The organism is Kitasatospora sp. NPDC052868 (assembly GCF_044547105.1).
Taxonomy (GTDB): domain Bacteria; phylum Actinomycetota; class Actinomycetes; order Streptomycetales; family Streptomycetaceae; genus Kitasatospora.
Genome location: NZ_JBITZW010000045.1, coordinates 1 through 19,066, shown reverse-complemented (window position 1 = coordinate 19,066; position 19,066 = coordinate 1). Strand labels below are relative to the sequence as shown.

Sequence of the window (19,066 nt, the reverse complement as noted above, 5' to 3'; positions counted from 1 at the left end):
TCCGGCAACAACGGCTCTATTCGCGCCCACTGCGCGTCAGTCAACGGCACGACCAGACCAACGATCCGATGATCCGAAAGAAACGCCCTAGGCCCCAAGCGGCCGGACGACCCCGGGGCCGAACGGCTCCGGGACCGGTCCGGGTCTGGCGGCCAGGCGAACGACGACACCCCGGTCACACGACCGCCGGCGGGGCAGCCGCCACAGCACGACGAAACGGGCAGGGCCCCGGCGGAACGTTCCGCCGGGGCCCTGCCGCATGCTGTCGGATCCGACCGTCAGACGCCGTACTCGTCCAGCGGCGGGCAGGAGCAGACCAGGTTGCGGTCGCCGTACGCGCCGTCGATCCGGCTGACCGGCGGCCAGTACTTGTCCGCCGGGTTCACACTCGCCGGGAAGACCGCCTCCTGCCGCGAGTAGCCGTGCGCCCAGTCGCCGACCATCACGGCGGCGGTGTGCGGGGCGTTGCGCAGCGGGTTGTCGTCCGCCGCCCACTCGCCCGAGCCGACCTTCTCGATCTCGGCCCGGATCTCGATCATCGCGTCGCAGAACCGGTCGATCTCGTGCAGGTCCTCGGACTCGGTCGGCTCGATCATCAGGGTGCCGGCCACCGGGAAGGACATCGTCGGCGCGTGGAACCCGTAGTCGATCAGGCGCTTGGCGATGTCGTCCACCGAGACGCCGGTCTCCTTGGTGAGCGGGCGCAGGTCGATGATGCACTCGTGCGCGACCAGGCCGCCGGGGCCGGTGTAGAGCACCGGGAAGTGCGGGGCCAGCCGCTTGGCGATGTAGTTGGCGTTCAGCACCGCGACCTGGGTCGCGTGCTTGAGGCCCTCGCCGCCCATCAGCCGGACGTACGCCCAGGAGATCGGCAGGATGGCCGCCGAGCCCCACGGCGCGGCCGAGATCGGGCCGACGCCGGTGGCCGGGCCCGCCTCCGCCTGGAGCGGGTGGTTCGGCAGGTACGGCGCGAGGTGCGCGCGCACCGCGACCGGGCCGACGCCCGGGCCGCCGCCGCCGTGCGGGATGCAGAAGGTCTTGTGCAGGTTCAGGTGCGAGACGTCCGCGCCGAACTTGCCCGGCTTGGCGAGGCCGACCAGGGCGTTCAGGTTGGCACCGTCCACGTACACCTGGCCGCCGGCCTCGTGCACCGCCGCGCAGATGTCGGTGATCTCGGTCTCGTACACGCCGTGGGTGGACGGGTAGGTGACCATCAGCACGGCGAGCTGGTCGCGGTGCTGCGCGATCTTGGCCTTGAGGTCCTCGACGTCCACGTCGCCGTCGACCAGGGTCTTGACCACGACCACGCGCATGCCGGCCATCACGGCGGAGGCCGCGTTGGTGCCGTGCGCGGAGGACGGGATCAGGCAGACGTCACGCTGGGTGTCGCCGTTGGCGTGGTGGTACGCGCGGACCGCCAGCAGGCCGGCCAGCTCGCCCTGGGAGCCGGCGTTCGGCTGGATGGAGACGGCGTCGTAGCCGGTCACCTCGACCAGCTGCTGCTCCAGCTGGCGGATCAGGGTGAGGAAGCCCTGCGCCTGCTCGATCGGCGCGAACGGGTGCAGCTGGCCGAACTCGGGCCAGGTCACCGGCTCCATCTCGGTGGTCGCGTTGAGCTTCATGGTGCAGGAGCCCAGCGGGATCATGCCGCGGTCCAGCGCGTAGTCGCGGTCCGACAGGCGGCGCAGGTAGCGCAGCATGGCGGTCTCGGAGCGGTGGCTGTGGAAGACCGGGTGGGTCAGGTACTCGTCCTCGCGCAGCAGCGCGGCGGGCAGCGCGTCGGCGCTCTCCGCCACCTCGACGCCCTGGACGCCGAACGCGGCCCAGACGCCGGCCAGGTGCTCGCGGGTGGTGGTCTCGTCGGTGGAGACGGAGATCCGGTCCGCGCCGTCCTGGAACACGTTGATGCCGTTGGCCCGGGCGGCCTCGGCGATCTCGGCGGCACGGCCGGGGACGACCGCGGTGACGGTGTCGAAGAACTCGCCGTGCAGCAGCTCGACACCGCCGGCCCGCAGGCCCTCGGCGAGCGCGGCGGCGTAGCGGTGGGTGCGGCGGGCGATGTCCGCCAGGCCGTCCGGGCCGTGGTAGACGGCGTACATGGAGGCCATCACGGCGAGCAGCACCTGGGCGGTGCAGATGTTGCTGGTGGCCTTCTCGCGGCGGATGTGCTGCTCACGGGTCTGCAGCGCCAGGCGGTAGGCGCGGTTGCCGTCGACGTCGACGGAGACGCCGACCAGGCGGCCGGGCAGCGAGCGGGCGTACTCGGCGCGGACCGACAGGTAGCCGGCGTGCGGGCCGCCGAAGCCCATCGGGACGCCGAAGCGCTGCGAGGTGCCGCAGGCGATGTCGGCACCGAGCGAACCCGGGGACTTCAGCAGGGTCAGCGCCAGCAGGTCGGCGGCGACGGCGACGATCGCGCCGAGGCCGTGGGCCTGCTCGATGACGGGGGCGAGGTCGCGCACCACGCCGGTGGCGCCCGGGTACTGGAGCAGCAGGCCGAAGACGCCGCGCTCGGCGATCTCGGCCGGGATGCCCGCGGAGAGGTCGGCGACGACGACCTCGACACCGGTCGGCTCGGCACGGGTCTGGATCACCGCGACGGTCTGCGGCAGGGTCTCGGCGTCGACCAGGAAGACACCGCCCTTGACCTTGGTGACACGGCGGGCCAGGGCCATCGCCTCGGCGGCCGCGGTGCCCTCGTCCAGCAGCGAGGAGCCGGAGGTGGGCAGACCGGTCAGGTCGGAGACCAGGGTCTGGAAGTTGATCAGCGCTTCCAGGCGGCCCTGCGAGATCTCCGGCTGGTACGGCGTGTAGGCCGTGTACCAGGCCGGGTTCTCCAGGACGTTGCGCAGCACCACCGGCGGGGTGAAGGTGCCGTAGTAGCCCAGGCCGATCATCGGCTGGAGCACCCGGTTGCGGCCGGCCAGCTCGCGCAGCTCGGCGAGGACCTGGGCCTCGCTGCGGCCGGCGGGCAGGTCCAGGGCGGTGATGGAGCGGATCGCGTCCGGCACGGCGGTGGCGGCGAGCTCGTCCAGGGAGCCGTAGCCGACGTGGGCCAGCATCTTCTCCTGCGCGGCGGCGTCGGGGCCGATGTGGCGGTTCTCGAAGGGACTGGCCAGCTCAAGCTCGGTGAGGGTCGGGACGCTGGTGGGGCGTCCCGCGTTCGGCTGGGCGTTCATGTGGTCGAGGCCTCCTGGTCACGGACCGGCGGGGGTACGCGCGCCGGGCGGCTTAGCCGCTGTGGACAACAGCGGATCGACCTGGGCGGGCGGACCCGACAGGCCTCCCCCTCTGTCATCGGGACCTGAGAGCTTCGCCCGCGCGGTGCGCTGTGGGCGCCCCGCCGGCTTGCACCGTCGGTGAGGGTGGTGGCCGTCGGCTCCCTCGCCGGCGGTCCTGCCCTGCTTTCCAGAGTGACCTATCCCACACGGTACGGATGCCTGAGAGATTCCGGGGAGGAGTTGCTCCTTCGGCGCCCCGACCAGCGACTTCCGCTCTCGGGGACTCTCCCGAGCGGGCTCGGCGGTCGCGCCCAGGGTACCAGCGGGAAGCCCTCCGTTCACGGGTGCGTCAGGTCACTCGCAGAGTTCGCGCATGACCCGGACGGCGCAGCGGGTGGCCCGTCCGGCCCCGCCCGGGTCGCGGGTGTCCGCTTCATGCCTTTTGGTGTGAAGTGGCGGATGGGAAGGGCGCTCCAGCCGCCGACCTGCGGGAGTTCCGCAGGAGCAGCGACTGGAGGAAAGCGTGCAGACCGATATCGACCCCCGGGACCTGATCGGCCACAAGGCGGTCGACCGCAATGGAGACAAGATCGGCACGGTCGACGAGGTGTACCTGGACGACGCCACCGGCCAACCGGAGTGGGCCGCCGTCCGTACCGGCATCTTCGGGCGGGACGCCTTCGTCCCGCTGACCACGAGCGAGTTCTCCGGCGACGAGCTGCGGGTGCCGTACGACAAGTCGCTGGTGAAGGAGTCGCCGGACTTCGGCGTGGGCCAGCACCTGTCACCCGCCCAGGAACTCCAGCTGTACCGCTACTACGGGCTGGACACCCCGCTGGACGGCAGCCCGGCCGCGGGGGACGGCTCCGGCTCCCAGCCGGCCGACCTGGACTTCGGCTCCGTCCCGGCGGCGGATTCGACCACGGGCCGCGCGACCGGAACGGCCGCGGCCGCAGGCGCCGCGGCGGGCGCGGCGGCCGCCACCAGCACGGCGTCCGACCCGGCGCCGTCGCCGACCCCGCCGACGGCCCCGCCCGTGACCCCGCCCCCGGCCGCGGCGCCGGTCAAGCCGCTCGCCTTCCACTCGGCGGAGAGCACGACCCCGAGCTCCCCCACCATCCCGGCGGCCGACCTCGGCAAGCCGTCCGAACCCGCCACGGAGGCCAACGTGCGGACCGTCAGTACCGCCGCACCCGAGACCCGGGCGCCGAGCAGCTCGGCGCCCGCCGCCCCGGTCGTCCCCGCCACCCCGGTCGGCACCCCGAGTGCCGCGCCCTCCACCACCCCGGCCGCCACCGGCGGCCCGGCCGCGTCCGCGCCCAGCGGCCCGGTGGAGATCACCTGCCGCGAGGAGCGCCTGGACATCATCACCGAGTGGCACGTCCTGGGCACCGCCAAGCTGCGCAAGTACGTGACCAGCGAGCCGGTCGAGCGCCGCGTCCCGGTGGTGCGCGAGCGGGTCCGGGTCGAGCGGATGCCGGTCGGCGATGCCGAGCGGGCGGCGCTCAGCGACAAGGACATCGCCGAGGCCGTCGAGGAGGTCACCCTGCGCGAGGAGCGCCCGGTGGTCCGCAAGTACCTGGCGCCGATCGAGCGGGTCCGCCTGGTCGTCGAGCGGTACACCTCCGAGGAGGTGATCCGCGACGAGCTGCGCCGCGAGCACGTCGAGGTGCACGACAACACCGCGACCACCTCGACCCCCGCCCCCTCGACCGCGCACACGCCGCCGCCCATGCATTCGACCCCCTCGGACGCGCTCTCCTCGACGACGTCGACCTCACCCTCGTCGCCCCCGTCCTCGTCCTCCTCCCCCTCCCCGCTCGCCTCGGTGGCCGACGCGACCCGGCCGGCCCCGCTGAGGCCGCTCGCCTGACCCGCTCTCACCAGGGACCCCGGACCGCCACGGTCCGGGGTCCTTCGACTTTGCCAAAGCTTCACCGATCGATATTTGACACACTGAAGTATCTGCCTGCATGGTTATTTCAGTTCATTCACTATGTACGGGAGGAAGCAACCGTGAGTGAGGCACCACAGCCCACCACTACGGCCGAGAAGCAGAGCAGCGCCCGGGTCCTGCCGGCCCTGATCCTGGCGATGCTGTCGTTCAGCGTGGTGCAGACCGCGGTCGTCCCGATCCTGCCCTCGCTGGCCAAGGAGCTCGACGTCTCCGGCTCCAGCATCACCTGGCTGATGACGGCCAACCTGCTCTCCGCAGCCGTGCTGACCCCCCTGCTGGGCCGCTTCGGCGACCTGCGTGGCCGCAAGCCGATGCTGCTGATCTCGCTGACCGGTCTGGTGGCCGGCTCGGCGCTCGCGGTCAGCACCCACTCCTTCACCTGGCTGGTCGTCGCCCGCGTCCTGCAGGGCGCCGGCGGTGGCGTGCTCCCGCTGGCGATCAGCATCGTCCGCGACGAGCTGCCCAAGCAGAAGGTCACCGGCGGCGTCGCCGCGATCAGCGCCTCGATGGGCGTCGGCAGCGGCCTCGGCCTGGTCGCCACCGGCCTGCTGCTGGAGCACTGGAGCTACAAGTCCATCTTCTGGATGGGCCTGGCCTTCGGCCTGCTCGCGGTCGCCCTGGTCGCCTTCCGGGTGCCCAGCGACCCGGTCACCGACAAGGAGGGCGGCGCCGACCCGCTCGGCGCGATCACCCTGGCCGGCTGGCTCTCCGCCCTGCTGGTCGCGGTCAGCCAGGGCAACACCTGGGGCTGGACCTCCACCAAGACCCTCGGCCTGTTCGCCGTGGCCGCCGTGGTCGCCCTGATCTGGGGTGTCATCGAGGTCAAGGTCAAGCACCCGCTGGTCGACATGAAGATGATGTCCCGCCCGGCCGTCGCCTTCACCAACCTGGCCGGCCTGCTGATCGGCTTCGGCATGTACGGCTCGTTCATGGTGATCAGCAACTTCGCCCAGACCCCGGAGAAGCTCACCCACTACGGCTTCACCGCCACGGTGCTGCACGCCGGTGTGATGCTGCTGCCCTCGGCCCTCGGCTCGATGGTCGCCGCCCCGCTCGGCGCCCTGCTGATCGCCCGCCGCGGTCCGCGCCTGCCGCTGGTCCTCGGTGGCGTCCTCGGTGCCGTCGCGATGGCCTACCTGGCCCTGCGCCACAGCCACGAGGGCGACATCTACACCGCCTCGGCGATCTTCGGCCTCGGTATCGGCCTCGCCTTCTCCGCGATGCCGGCCTACATCAACGGCGCCGTCCCGGTCGAGCAGAGCGGCATCGCCAACGGCATGAACGCCGTGCTGCGCACCGTCGGTGGCGCGATCGGCACCGCCGTGATGGCCGCCATCCTGACCGGCGACACCATGAAGCTGCCGATCCCGGTCCTGCTGCCCACCCTGGACGCCTACAAGCACGCGTTCTGGGTCGCCGCAGCGGTCTGCGCGATCGCCGGCGCCGTCCCCTTCCTGATCCGCACCATCAAGCCCACCACCACCGTCGCCGTCGGCAACGACATGGCGGACCTCGGCTCCGGCCCGGTGCCGGCCAAGACCGACGCCTGACGAGGCGTCCACCCCTCGCGCCCAGGGACAGGGCGCGAGGGGGACCGGGCCCCCGAACGGTCGACGAGGGCATCGCGACCGCCCGAGGGCTCGTCCGACACGCGGCCCCACCCGGACCCCCTCCGGGTGGGGCCGCTTCGTGTCTCAGCCCCCGCCCGCCGACCCCTCGGCCGACCCTTCCGCACCCTCGTCCTCGCCACCGCCCTCGCCACCGCCCTCGCTCTCGCGCAGCGGCAGTGGTCGGGCCGGCTCCAGCGCCGGATCGTCCACCGAGAAGGTCCGCACCCGCCCCGGCCCGCTCCACGGCGTCTCGAACCGCACGGTCACCCGGCCGACCCCGCTGCCCTGCACCCACCCGGGCCCGAGCTCCGCGTGGTGCACGTCCTGCCCGGGCATCCAGTGCCGGACGGCCACCGCCTCCGCCACCTCGACCCGCTCCTCCTCGCCCTGCGCCGTCTCCTGCTCCTGCGCCGACTCCCGGACGGCCTGCGCGAACAGGTCCTCCTGGGTGTAGTCGGCCAGCTGCGAGACGCCGACGCCGAGCAGCCGCACCCCGCCCGTGATGTCGACCTGGGAGGCCAGCCGCCGGGCCGTCTCGGTGATCACCGACTCGTCGTCCGTCGGCCCGCGCAGCGTCTCCGACCGGGTCAGCGTCGAGAAGTCGAACCGGCGCACCTTCAGCACCACCGTCCGCCCCGAGCGCCCGGCCGCCCGCAGCCGCCGCACACACCGCGCGGCGAGCACGTCCACCTCGCGCAGCACCCGGTCCCGGTCGGCCAGGTCCACCTCGAAGGTGTCCTCCACCGAAACCGACTTGGCGTCCTGGTCGGCCACCACCGGCCGGTCGTCCAGCCCTATCGACATCTGGTGGACCCCGGCGCCGTGCGCCTTGCCCAGCAGCTGCACCAGCTCCGCCTCACCGGCCTCCGCGAGGTCGGCCACCGTGTTCAACCCGGCCCGGCGCAGCGCCTGTTCGGTGGCCGGGCCGACCCCGGGCAGCGCCCGTACCGGCATCGGCCCGAGCACCGCCCGCTCCTGCCCCGGCTCGACCAGCACCAGCCCGTCCGGCTTGGCCTGCTCGGAGGCGATCTTCGCCATCAGCTTGGACCCGGCGGCCCCGACCGAGGCGGTCAGGCCGGTCCGCCGCTGGATGTCCGCCCGCAGGTCCTCCGCCAGGGCGAGCACCAGCTGCTCCCCCGTCCCGTGCTCCGCCTCCAGCAGGGCCGGCCCGTAGGGGCCCGCCTCCAGGTCGACGAAGGCCTCGTCCAGGCTGAGCGGCTGCACCAGCGGCGACAGCTCCCGCAGCAGGCCCATCACCAGCTCGCTGACCTGCCGGTAGGCCTCGAACCGCCCGGACAGGAAGGCCGCGTTGGGGCAGAGCCGACGGGCCTGCGCCATCGGCATCGCCGAGTGCACCCCGAACCTGCGCGCCTCGTACGAGGCCGTGGAGACCACCCCGCGCCCGCCGAGCCCGCCGACGATCACCGGCTTCCCCCGCAGGCTCGGCTTGGCCGCCTGCTCCACCGCCGCGAAGAAGGCGTCCATGTCGAGGTGGATGATGCTCGGCAGTGACCGCACCCGCCGATCATGCCGCACGGGTCCGACAGTCCGTGCGAACGCGGCCGCCGACCGGTCTCAGCGCGGGCCGGCCGCCGCCGCGTCGGCCAGCGCCCGCGGGATGCCCTGCTCCTGCGGGCCGAGGAACACCGGGTCCGGCCGCAGCCAGGCGTTCAGCGCCGCCTTGCCCGCGCCCGGGATCTCCCGCACCCCGCCGTACAGCCAGGTGAGGTCGTGGACCTCCGGCACCCCCACCGCGTACGCGTCGATGCCCGCCGCCTGGCAGAGCGCCAGCGCCCGCCGGACGTGGAAGTCCTGGCTGACCAGCACCGCCCGGTCCACCCCGAAGATCCGGCGCGCCCGGGTGCAGGAGTCCCAGGTGTCGAAGCCCGCGTGGTCGCCGACCACCCGCACCTGCGGCACACCGTGCTCGATCAGGTAGCGCCGCATCGCATCGGTCTCGTCGTAGCCGTCCCGCCCGTTGTCCCCGGTCACCAGGATCGCCTGGACCTTCTCCAGCCGGTACAGGTCCACCGCCGCGTCCAGCCGGTGCGCCAGGTACGGCGACGGCCTGCCCTCGTACAGCCCGGCGCCGAACACCACCGCCACCGGTGCCTTCGGCGCGCTCTCCACCGAGCCCACCCGGCCCTCCCCGGCGATCCACAGCCAGGCGCTCGGAGCCAGGGCGAGGCAGCAGAACACCGTCGCCAGCTGGAAGATCCTGCGCTGGGCGCGCCGCCGCCGCAGCCGGACGCCGAGCCGCCGTACCCGCCGCAGCAGCAGGCCGGGTATACCGGAGCCGAACCGCACGTGCCCCCCTTGATCGGTCCACCAGGCTTGATCAGTTCACCAGGCACGACGAGGCCGCGGGCCCGGACGGTTCCCCGTCCGGGCCCGCGGCCTCGTCAGTACCCGGGTCAGACCGCCCGGTTGCGGCGCTGTGCCAGCTCGTCCGCCGGGTCGTGGCCGACCAGGGTCTCGCCGGTGTCCGTCCGCTCGGCGTGCAGCCGCCCGACGGCCAGCTCCAGCTCCTGCCAGACCGCTCCGACGGCGATGCCGAAGACGCCCTGACCGCTCTTCAACAGGTCGACCACCTGCTGGGGCGTGGTGCACTCGTAGACCGTCGCACCGTCACACATCAGGGTGAGCCCGGTCAGGTCGCCGGACTCGGCCGACTGCAGATGGGCGACCGCCACCCGGATGTTCTGCAGCGAGACACCCGCGTCCAGCAGCCGCTTGACGATCTTCAGCAGCAGGATGTCGCGGAAGCTGTAGAGCCGCTGACTGCTCGCCGGGTAGACCGTGCGGACGCTGGGCTCCAGGAGCCCCGTCCGGGCCCAGTAGTCCAGTTGACGGTAGGTGATCCCGGCGGCCGCACAGGCCGTCGGGCCCCGGTAGCCGATCAGCTCCGAACTCGGCGCGAGCCGCTCGATGGCCGGCTGACCCGGCTGTACCGCCGGGAACCGGCCCACCCTGGGCAGATCCGACCGGGACAGGTCGGCCACGCTGCGAGCGGTGCGCGGCACGTGTACGGCACACAGGCCTCCCACGGCCACTTCATCGCCGGTGCTGGTCATGCCTACCTCCGTCCACTCGTGCTGCGGGCAACCCAAGACCGCGGGCGACAGACACCCGGGCAGCCACTCCTGACGGTAGGCAGTCCCCTATGGCCCGTCAACGATCGCCACGCCGAGCCGGATAAACCGCGTCACTCAGGAGAGTGGTTTTTCGTGCCCCCAGTGTGGGTAGGTGGACGATTTTTGGCAAAACGCCGCGCGGTGTTTCGACCACACAGCGTTCATCCACTGCCGCACCACGGCCGCACTACTGCGGGCCGCTGCCGCCGAAGTCGTCGGGCGACACCTGGTCGAGGAACTCGCGGAACTTCTCGACCTCGTCCTCCTGCTCGTCCGGGATCGCGATGCCCGCCTCGGCGAGCACCTCCTCGCTCCCGTAGATCGGCGTGCCGGTGCGCAGCGCCAGCGCTATCGCGTCGGACGGCCGGGCACTCACCTCGACACCGCCGGTGAAGACCAGCTCGGCGTAGAACACGCCCTCCCGCAGATCGGTGATCCGGACCTCGGTGAGCTGCTGGCCGAGCGCCTCCAGGACGTCTTTGAAGAGGTCGTGCGTCAGCGGGCGCACCGGCGTCATGCCCTGCTGGGCGAAGGCGATCGCGGTCGCCTCGCCGGGGCCGATCCAGATCGGCAGGTAGCGATCGCCGCCCACCTCGCGCAGCAGCACGATCGGCTGGTTGGAAGGCATCTCCACCCGGACACCCACGACGTCGAGCTCATTCACACACGCAACCCTATGGCCCGCGCCCCGGATATGAAAGCGCAGAGCGGACGCCGCTGGTCAGCGAGGTGCGGCCGGTGCGAAAAAAGCTACCCGCGGGTCTTCAGCCCGGCCTGGACCATGGCCGCGTGAAGCCGCACCGACAGCGTGGCCAGCTCCCGGGCGGTGGCCTCGGCATGCGCCCTGGTCTGCGGATTGCGGTGCCGGCGCAGCGGCGCGACCACCTGCTCGACCAGGGCGATCTCCCGGTCCGCGGCGGCCTTCATGGCTCTCAGGTGCCGGGGCTCGAGGCCGAACCGGCCGAGCTCGGCGACCAGCCTGGCCACCTGCAGCGCCTCGCCGTCGTACCCGCCGTCCGAACCAGGGGCGACCAGTCCGTAGGCCTCCCACTCGGCCAGCTCGCCCTCGCCGGCCTCGGCGGCGGCCAGCAGCTCCGCCCGCCCCAGCCGGACCCCGGCGCCGGACTCCGCGGCCGCCACCAGCTCCCGGTCCGCCTCCTCCAGCGGCCCCGGCCGGGCGTCCGCAGGGGGCAGCGCGGGCGGGCTCTCACCGCGCTCGATCGCGTCCAGGTGCTCGCGGATCACCCGCAGCGGCAGATAGTGGTCGCGCTGCATCCGCAGCACGTAGGCCAGCCGCTCGACGTCGGCCGGGCTGAACTTGCGGTACCCCGAGGGGGTGCGCTGGGGCTCGACCAGGCCCTCCGCCTCAAGGAAGCGGATCTTGGAGATGGTGACCTCGGGGAAGTCGTCCCGCAGGAAGGTCAGCACCGCGCCGATGCTCAGCAGCTCGTCGCCGCCGCGCCGTCGGCCGCCCCCGGCCGGCCGGTCCGGACGGACCGGCTGCCTGGGGGCCGCGACCACCCCGCGCATGCCCTGGTCCGCTGGCGGACCGGACGGCGCGGGGTTGGCCGCCCCGAGAGATGAAGGAGTATTCGCGCTCACTCGGGCTCCTGCCGACGTTGGGTTCAGTACCCCCGGTTGTGGCCGGCGAAGAACACCAGCCGGTACTTCCCGATCTGCACCTCGTCGCCGTTGTTCAGCGGCACCTCGTCGATCCGCTCCCGGTTGACGTAGGTGCCGTTGAGGCTGCCGACGTCGGCGACGCTGAAGCCCGCCTGGGTGCGGCGGAACTCCACGTGGCGGCGCGAGACGGTCACGTCGTCCAGGAAGATGTCGCCCTGCGGGTGACGGCCTGCCGTGGTGATGTCCGAGTCCAACAGGAACCGGCTGCCCGAGTTCGGGCCGCGCTGGACGATCAGCAGGGCCGAGCCCGGCGGCAGCGCGTCGATCGCCGACAGCACCTCGGCCGACAGCGCCGGAGTGGCGCCGGTGCCGGTGGTGGTGTTGGGGTCGTAGGACTCCAGGCCGGAGATCGAGATGGTCGACGTGGTCTCCGCCGCCCCCTCGGGCAGCGCGCCACCGCGAAGCGCCGTACCGCAGTTGGAACAGAAGCGGGCCGCGGACGGGTTCTGGTTGCCGCACCTGGGGCACGGAGTGGGGCCAGCCATGTTCACAGCCTCCTGGCGCGGCACACCCGACGGGTTGTGCCCGGCGTACGGGTCCGGGGCGAACCCTCCACCAGAGGTTGAGGGTCCTGACGGGAAACCTATGCGCGGCGCGCCGGAGGGGTCAACCGACGCGCCGTAGCCCGCCTGATTCCCCGCGAACTGGGTACCGGCGCCGTCCCGGAACATCTGGTGCTCGGCGTACTCCACGCCCTCCGGGGCCGGACGCATGCCCGGCACGGCGCGCTCTTCGTCGGCGCGGCGGTGACGCGCGGTGGGCGCCTCGACGGCGGCCGCGTCACGACCCTTGTTGCGACCGAACAACTTCGAGAAGAAACTCACGGGCGAATCCCCTTGCGTGTGACAGACCCGCCCGCGGGGCAGGGTGAGAACCTCGGACAGGCTGCGGGCCCGGTCGTGGATCGGGCCGGCTGGAGTGGTGCTCCGACGTGTGGTGCTCCGACGTGCTGCGGTATGGACCAGTGTCGCCCACGTCCCCGGGAAACCCCGCACCGGGGGCCACCCGCAGGTGACGGGACGTTCGGCGGGCGGCCCGTCACTTCGGAGCCGGCTTGGCGTACTGCGGTGTCTTCAGATCGACGAGGGCGTCGACGACCACCTTCTGCTGCTGGGAGATCGTCGCCCGTGCCTGATGACTCTCCAGGGTGCGGACCACACCTCCCGGAATGTTCAGCGCGGGCGTGAGGTCCTGCGGGTTCCCCACGACGGTGAATCGGTAGGGCTGCGAGACCTTCTTGCCGTCGATCTGCACACCGCCGCCGGACGCGTCCGTGAAGTAGGTGTTGACCACCACGCGCACATCGTTGATCTGAATCGCCTCCGCCCCCGCCGCTCGGAGTTCCTGCAGGGTGTCCAGCAGCATATCTGCCTTCACCTGCCCTTGGGGATCATCGACCGTCAGTACGATGCCCGGACCAGTGGCTTTGACGGTCCCGGCGAGCACGCCGAGTTCCGTCACCTTCTTCCTGGTCTGCTCCTGGGCCTCCTTGGCCTGGTTGGAGCTGTTCTCCAACTTGGCCAGGGACTGCTCAAGCTCCGCCTTCTCCTGCTGTAGACGCTGCTGGCGGCCGTCCAGTTCGTCGAGGATGCGGACAAGATCCTCCTGTCGGGCGCCGCGCAGCTGGCTGTGGTGGTCGTTGGTGGAACGGACCTGGATCGCCAGTCCCAGACCGAGCGAGAACAGCAGCAGCGCCACCACCAGCTGCCCGCGCGACAGGCGCGGCGGCCAGAGGGCCGCCTGGAGCCGACGGCGACCGGCACCGCGGTCCACGGCGGGCTCCGACCCGGCCTCGGGCTCCGGTTCCGGCTTCGCCTCGGGCGCGGGCCCGGACGCGGGCTCAGCCTCGGTGGCCCCCGGGCCGGGTGCGGCAACGGCCTCGGCAGCCTCCTCGCCGGCGGGATCAACGGCCGGCTCGACGGCTGGCTCGACGGCCTGCTCGGGCTGCGGTTCGGAGTCCTCGGCGGCCGGAACCGGCCCAATGTCGGCCTCGGCCTCGGCCTTGGCGTCGACCTCGGGCTCCCCCGCCGCCGGCGCGGCCGGCTTCGAGTCAACTGCCTCGGAGCGGCCGTCGCGCTCCACACCGGACAGCTCCGACGGGCTGCCCGAAGAGCCCTCTGCGGCTTCCTCCGAAGCCTCGGCCGCAGGCTCCTCGACGGACGCCCGCGCGGACTTCTCCGGCACCGCCACCGCCTCGGCGGGCTTCCCGGCCGAAGACCCGGCCGACGTCCCCGTCGCCATCACGGCCACCTCACCGGTCGCCTTCGTCCGCCGCCCCGCGTCGCTGCCCTCGCGCACACCGGCTCCTGCCCGTCCGTCCGCGTCCGGGTGCACCTGCGCGTCCCCGTCCGCCGGCCTCTCCCGGCCCGACTCAGGCGCGGAAGACATGGCGCCTGATCGCAGCGGCGTTGGAGAAGATGCGGATACCGAGGACGACGACCACACCCGTGGACAGCTGCGAACCGACGCCCAGCTGGTCCCCCAGGAAGACGATCAGCGCAGCGACCACCACGTTCGACAGGAACGACACGATGAAGACCTTGTCGTTGAAGATCCCGTCCAGCATCGCCCGGACACCGCCGAACACGGCGTCCAGCGCCGCCACCACGGCGATCGGCAGGTACGGCACCACGGCGTCCGGCACCTCGGGCTGGACGAAGAGTCCGACCACCACCCCGATCACGAGCCCCAGTACGGCAATCACGGCTTAGCTGCTCCTGTCCCTGCGGAGGACGACCCCGGCGTGGTCGCCGTGGACGAGTGGGCGGTCGTGGTCTTGGTGGTGGCGCTCGGCGAGCGCTTGCCCGACGGCTGGCCCCCCGGCGTCGCCGACGACGACGGGGTACCCGCCGTCGGGCTCGCGGAGGGGCCGGCCGACGGACTACCGGACGGGCTGCCGGAAGGGTTCGACGGCGGCACGGCCGGAGTCGGCGCGGTCGGGGTCGGCGAGGGTTCCGGGGTGAACGGCTGGGCGGTCCGCAGCGTGACACCCACCGCCGCCGGCAGCGTCAGGTTCTTCTGCGCGGAGATGGTCGACTTGATGCCGTACTTCTCCTGCAGCAGCCGCAGGTACTGGCCCGCCATCGTGCTCTCGAAGGCGGTGACCAGCTTCGGCCCGTCCCCGAGCACCAGCACGTTGTACGGCGGGACGAGCGGCCGGTTGTCCACCAGCACCGCCTCGCCCGCGGCCCTGATCGCCGAGAGTGCGGTGAGCCGCTGCCCGTTGATGGAGACCGCCTCGGCGCCCGCGTCCCAGAGGCCGTTCACGACCAGCTGCAGGTCGCGGTCCCGCAGTCGGCCGCTGTTCCCGAACCCCTGCCCTGCGCGCGGGTCGACGTTCCCGCCGGCGCCGGTGCCCGCGGCGTCCTCCAGCACCAGCTTGGCGCCGGGCCCGGCGACCTCGCCCAGACCCACCGCCCCCGCCAGGGAGGCCGGATCGCCGTCACCTGAGGGAAGTGCCTGCCGCTGCGCGCTGTCCACCTTCCGCCGCAGGTCCTGGACCTGCTTCTGGAGGTTGTCCGCCGAGCCGTTGCTGTCGTTGATCCGGTGGATCAGCGCATCCCGCTCCTTGGCGAGCGTCGGCGCGGCCTCGTGCGCGTTCACCGCGCCCACCGTCACCACCGCCCCGACCAGGGCCAGTCCGGCGCCCAGCGTGAGCAGACCCCGGACCGTGCCGGGTATCCGGCTGTCGTGGTCCCCGCCCCGCGCCTCGGCCGCCTCCGCGTACCCCTCGTCCAGGCTGTGGTCCATCACGTTGGTCAGCAGGGACATCGAGGCATCCGGACGGTTGAACCGTCCGTTGCTGGCACTCGGCGTCGGCGTCGCTGGCATGCGGACCATCGTCCCATGTCGGCGAAGGGCCCTGTGCACACCCCCTGAGCTGGGCACACACGCCAAAGCGGACGGAAGGTGACCAACCACCCGAACCGGACACCATGCCCACGGGACAGCGGGGCGGGCCAGATCGGCCCACCCCGCTGTCCCCTCTACCTCGGCCCGCGCATCAGACCTCGGCCGTCAGACTCCCGGCATCAGACCCCGCACGTCACCGCCCGGCGCTGTCGACCACCGCCGCCCACTCGTCCAGCAGCGCCTCGGTGGCCGCATCGTCGGGGCCCTCCGCCCAGAGGTGGGTGACCGCCTCGGCCGGGTCCGGCAGGACGAGCGTCCAACGCCCGTCCGCCTCGACCACCCGCACCCCGTCCGTGGTGTCCAGCCGCCGACTGCCGGCCGCCTCCACCACCGAGCGCATGACCATGCCCTTCGCCGCCCACGGCGTGCCGATGTCCCGCCGCCGGATGTGCGCCTGCGGAATCCGGGCATCGATCTGGCTCAGCGTGAGCTGGGTCCGGGCCACCAGCCCGACCAGCCGGACGAAGGCCGCCGCGCCGTCCAGCACACCGCCGAACTCCGGTACGACGAAACCGCCGCGTCCGTCGCCGCCGAACACCGTGCCCTCGGCGGAGGCCGCCTTGGCCAGGTCGTCCGGCGTCGTCGTGGTCCAGATGACCTGGGTGCCGTGGTACGCGGCGACCTGCTCGGCGATCCTGGTCGTCGTCACGGGCAGCGCCACCTGGCCGCTGCGCCGCTCGGCCGCGACCAGGTCCAGCAGCACCAGCAGGGCCCGGTCGTCGTCGATCACCCGGCCCAGCTCGTCCACGAAGGCCACCCGCTCGCCGACCGGGTCGAAGCGCACCCCGAAGGCCGCCCGGGAGGACGCCACCAGCTCACCCAGCCGGGCCAGCCCGGCCCGGCGCTCCTCGGCGTCCTCGGTGGGCCGCGCCTCGTCCAGCCCGCTGGAGACGGTGAGCGCCTCCACCCCGAGCCGCCCGAGGATGCTCGGCAGAACGAGCCCGGCGCTGCCGTGCGCGGTGTCCACCACCACCTTCAGCCCCGCCTCGCGGACCCCCGTGGTGTCGATGGTCCGCAACAGATTGCCGGCATAGGAGTCGAAGACGCTGGACGGGAAGGTCAGGTCGCCGATCTCCCCGGGGAAGGCCCGGCGGTACTCCTGACGTGCGTACACCCGGTCGAGCTTGCGCTGCCCGGCCTGGGACAGGTCGGCGCCGCGCTCGTCGAAGAAGAGGATGTCCAGCGAGTCCGGCACCCCCGGCGTGGTCCGCAGGAAGATCCCACCCGCACTTCCGCGCGCGGTGTGCTGCCGGGCCACCGGCATCGGCACGTTCTCCAGGTCGCGGACGTCGATCGCGCTGGTCTGCAGCCCCGAGATCATCGCCCGCTTGAGTGCACGCGCACCACGCGAGTGGTCACGCGCGATGGTGACGGTGGCACCCTTCTTCAGCGTCGTCGCGTAGGCGCCGGCCAGCCGGACGGCCAGCTCCGGGGTGATCTCGACGTTCAGGATGCCCGAGACGCCGCGCAGCCCGAACAGGTGCTCCTGGCCGCGCGACTCCCAGATCACCGAGGTGTTGACGACCGCACCGGCCTCGATGGTCTTGAACGGGTAGACCCGGACGTTGGCCGCGATGATCGACTCCTCGCCGATCAGGCACTCGTCCCCGATGACCGCGCCGTCCTCGATCCGCGCGGCCCGCATGACGTCGGTGTTCTTGCCGATCACACAGCCGCGGAGGTTGCTCTGCGGCCCGATGTAGACGTTGTCGTGGATGACGGCCTTGTGCAGGAACGCACCGCGCTTGACGACCACGTTGCTGCCCAGCACGGTGTGCTCGCGGATCTCGACCCCGGCCTCGACCTTGGCGTAGTCGCCGATGTACAGCGGTCCGCGGAGTACCGCCTCCGGATCCACCTCGGCGCCCTCGGCCACCCAGACGCCGGGCGAGATCTCGAACCCGTCGATCTCGACGTCGACCTTGCCCTCCAGGACGTCCGCCTGGGCCTTGCCATAGCTCTCGTGGGTGCCCACGTCCTCCCAGTAGCCCTCGGCCACGTACCCGTAGACCCGCTTGCCCTCCTTCAGCAGCTGCGGGAACACGTCACTCGACCAGTCCACGGACTCGCCGGCGGCAACGTAGGCGAAGACCTCCGGCTCCATGACGTAGATACCGGTGTTCACCGTGTCCGAGAAGACCTGTCCCCAGGTCGGCTTCTCCAGGAAGCGCTCGACCCGACCCTCGTCATCGGTGATCGTGATCCCGAACTCCAACGGATTCGGTACCCGGGTCAGACAGACGGTGACCAGTGCGTTCTTACTACGGTGAAAGGCGATCAATTCGGAGAGATCGAAGTCGGTCAACGCGTCGCCGGAGATCACCAGAAAGGAATCGTCCTTCAGCGCGTCCTCGGCGTTCTTGACACTCCCCGCAGTGCCGAGCGGCGTCTCCTCATTGGCATACGTCAGGTGCATACCCAGCTCTTCGCCGTCACCGAAGTAGTTCTTGACCAGCGAGGCCAGGAACTGGACGGTGACGACGGTGTCGGAGAGGCCGTGCCGCTTCAGCAGCCGAAGCACGTGCTCCATGATCGGCCTGTTGGCGACCGGAAGCAGCGGCTTCGGCATGCTGGAGGTCATCGGGCGGAGTCGGGTGCCTTCGCCCCCTGCCATTACAACGGCTTTCATTACGGGTGCGTCCTCCTTCGCGGTGGTGGACCCTGCAGGTCCATCAAACCGTTCCAGAGGTTCTCTACCCGGAAGATATCGTCCGACGCACCGTGTCGCCGTGGGACTTCTCTCAGATCGCGTCTCAGACTGTGGACGCTGCGCCCGCCCGGATGATCTGTCGGGCCTGGACCGCGTAGAGAATACCGGCCCACCAGTACAGTGCCGTCCCCCACCAGATGAAGGCCCAGCTCACGATCTCGGCCGGCTGCGCGATCCAGCTGTCACCGGCACCCAGCAGGAGAAGCGGAAACGCGTACATCAGATTGAATGTCGCGGCCTTCCCCAGGAAACTCACCTGCAACGGGCCGTAGCCGTGCCGGTTCAGAATGGGCAACAGCGCCGCGATAAACAGCTCACGGGCGATCAGAATCGCGGTGAGCCACCACGGCAGAATCTCACGCCAGGTCAACCCGAGCAGGGTGGAGAGGACGTACAGACGGTCCGCCAGCGGGTCGAGCAGCTGGCCGACCCGGCTGATCTGCCCCCACCTGCGGGCCAGTTTGCCGTCCAGGTAGTCGCTGATGCCGCTCAGCATCAGGATCAGCAGTGCCCAGCCATCGTTGTTCGGCCCGTCGAACACCGGCCAGAGGATCAACCAGAGGAAGAGCGGAACGCCGACCAGCCGGCCCATGCTCAGCAGGTTGGGGATGGTGAGGACGCGATCGGTCTGGACCCGCGTCTCCTGGACCTCCACCCGGGGGCCTCCTGTACGTATGACGACTTTTGCATGTTGACCCTACAACAGAAAAGCCCCCGCCCGGTTCACCCGGCGGGGGCTTCTCTGAATGATTGTTCGGCGGCGTCCTACTCTCCCACAGGGTCCCCCCTGCAGTACCATCGGCGCTGTGAGGCTTAGCTTCCGGGTTCGGAATGTAACC

14 protein-coding genes, 1 rRNA gene and 1 riboswitch are annotated in these 19,066 nt (G+C 71.6%); of the genes, 2 read left to right on the top strand and 13 right to left on the bottom strand.

From position 1 onward, the window contains the following. Positions 1–278: 278 nt before the first annotated feature. The gene (gcvP, locus tag ACIGZJ_RS36530; RefSeq protein WP_396461332.1) at positions 279–3,179 is read right to left on the bottom strand and encodes an aminomethyl-transferring glycine dehydrogenase; all 2,901 of its coding nucleotides are present in this window, start codon (positions 3,177–3,179) and stop codon (positions 279–281) included. Between the two features lie 239 nt (positions 3,180–3,418). Then, a riboswitch (glycine riboswitch) is annotated at positions 3,419–3,522 on the bottom strand. Between the two features lie 222 nt (positions 3,523–3,744). Here gcvP and ACIGZJ_RS36525 point away from each other — a divergent pair. Together ACIGZJ_RS36525 and ACIGZJ_RS36520 are read left to right on the top strand one after the other, a co-directional pair. Continuing rightward, on the top strand, positions 3,745–5,094 hold the full coding sequence (locus ACIGZJ_RS36525) for a PRC and DUF2382 domain-containing protein (RefSeq protein WP_396461331.1): 1,350 nt from the start codon (positions 3,745–3,747) through the stop codon (positions 5,092–5,094). 143 nt (positions 5,095–5,237) lie between these two features. Continuing rightward, complete coding sequence (locus ACIGZJ_RS36520; protein WP_396461330.1) at positions 5,238–6,728, top strand: MFS transporter; 1,491 nt, start codon at positions 5,238–5,240, stop codon at positions 6,726–6,728. A gap of 144 nt (positions 6,729–6,872) precedes the next feature. Here the strand turns inward: ACIGZJ_RS36520 and ACIGZJ_RS36515 are convergent, their stop codons facing one another. The 12 genes from ACIGZJ_RS36515 to rrf form a co-directional block, all read right to left on the bottom strand. Then, complete coding sequence (locus ACIGZJ_RS36515) at positions 6,873–8,306, bottom strand: DNA polymerase IV (protein WP_396461329.1); 1,434 nt, start codon at positions 8,304–8,306, stop codon at positions 6,873–6,875. Positions 8,307–8,363: 57 nt separating this feature from the next. Continuing rightward, on the bottom strand, positions 8,364–9,095 hold the full coding sequence (locus ACIGZJ_RS36510) for a vancomycin high temperature exclusion protein (protein ID WP_396461328.1): 732 nt from the start codon (positions 9,093–9,095) through the stop codon (positions 8,364–8,366). 107 nt (positions 9,096–9,202) lie between these two features. Next, positions 9,203–9,862 (bottom strand): MerR family transcriptional regulator, encoded by a 660-nt coding sequence (locus ACIGZJ_RS36505; RefSeq protein WP_396461327.1) that lies wholly within the window; start codon positions 9,860–9,862, stop codon positions 9,203–9,205. Positions 9,863–10,109: 247 nt separating this feature from the next. Further along, on the bottom strand, positions 10,110–10,586 hold the full coding sequence (locus ACIGZJ_RS36500; RefSeq protein ID WP_392940407.1) for a bifunctional nuclease family protein: 477 nt from the start codon (positions 10,584–10,586) through the stop codon (positions 10,110–10,112). Positions 10,587–10,672: 86 nt separating this feature from the next. Beyond that, positions 10,673–11,452, bottom strand: coding sequence for a MerR family transcriptional regulator (locus ACIGZJ_RS36495; protein WP_396461334.1), 780 nt, complete (start codon positions 11,450–11,452; stop codon positions 10,673–10,675). A gap of 95 nt (positions 11,453–11,547) precedes the next feature. After that, positions 11,548–12,090: an FHA domain-containing protein gene (locus tag ACIGZJ_RS36490; RefSeq protein WP_392940409.1), complete on the bottom strand. Its 543-nt coding sequence runs from the start codon at positions 12,088–12,090 to the stop codon at positions 11,548–11,550. Between the two features lie 553 nt (positions 12,091–12,643). After that, entirely contained in the window at positions 12,644–13,588 is a 945-nt protein-coding gene (locus tag ACIGZJ_RS36485; protein ID WP_396461333.1) for a DUF881 domain-containing protein, read from the bottom strand. Between the two features lie 388 nt (positions 13,589–13,976). Continuing rightward, positions 13,977–14,309, bottom strand: a complete 333-nt coding sequence (locus ACIGZJ_RS36480) for a small basic family protein (protein WP_030062488.1) — start codon at positions 14,307–14,309, stop codon at positions 13,977–13,979. Continuing rightward, entirely contained in the window at positions 14,306–15,436 is a 1,131-nt protein-coding gene (locus ACIGZJ_RS36475; RefSeq protein ID WP_396461326.1) for a DUF881 domain-containing protein, read from the bottom strand. The genes ACIGZJ_RS36480 and ACIGZJ_RS36475 overlap by 4 nt, the downstream gene beginning before the upstream one ends. Positions 15,437–15,650: 214 nt before the next feature. Next, positions 15,651–18,146: a sugar phosphate nucleotidyltransferase gene (locus ACIGZJ_RS36470; protein ID WP_392940413.1), complete on the bottom strand. Its 2,496-nt coding sequence runs from the start codon at positions 18,144–18,146 to the stop codon at positions 15,651–15,653. Positions 18,147–18,270: 124 nt separating this feature from the next. Then, positions 18,271–18,882, bottom strand: coding sequence for a CDP-alcohol phosphatidyltransferase family protein (locus ACIGZJ_RS36465; RefSeq protein ID WP_392940415.1), 612 nt, complete (start codon positions 18,880–18,882; stop codon positions 18,271–18,273). A 97-nt stretch (positions 18,883–18,979) separates the two neighbouring features. Further along, positions 18,980–19,066: ribosomal RNA gene (rrf, locus tag ACIGZJ_RS36460) — 5S ribosomal RNA — on the bottom strand; the annotation flags it as partial.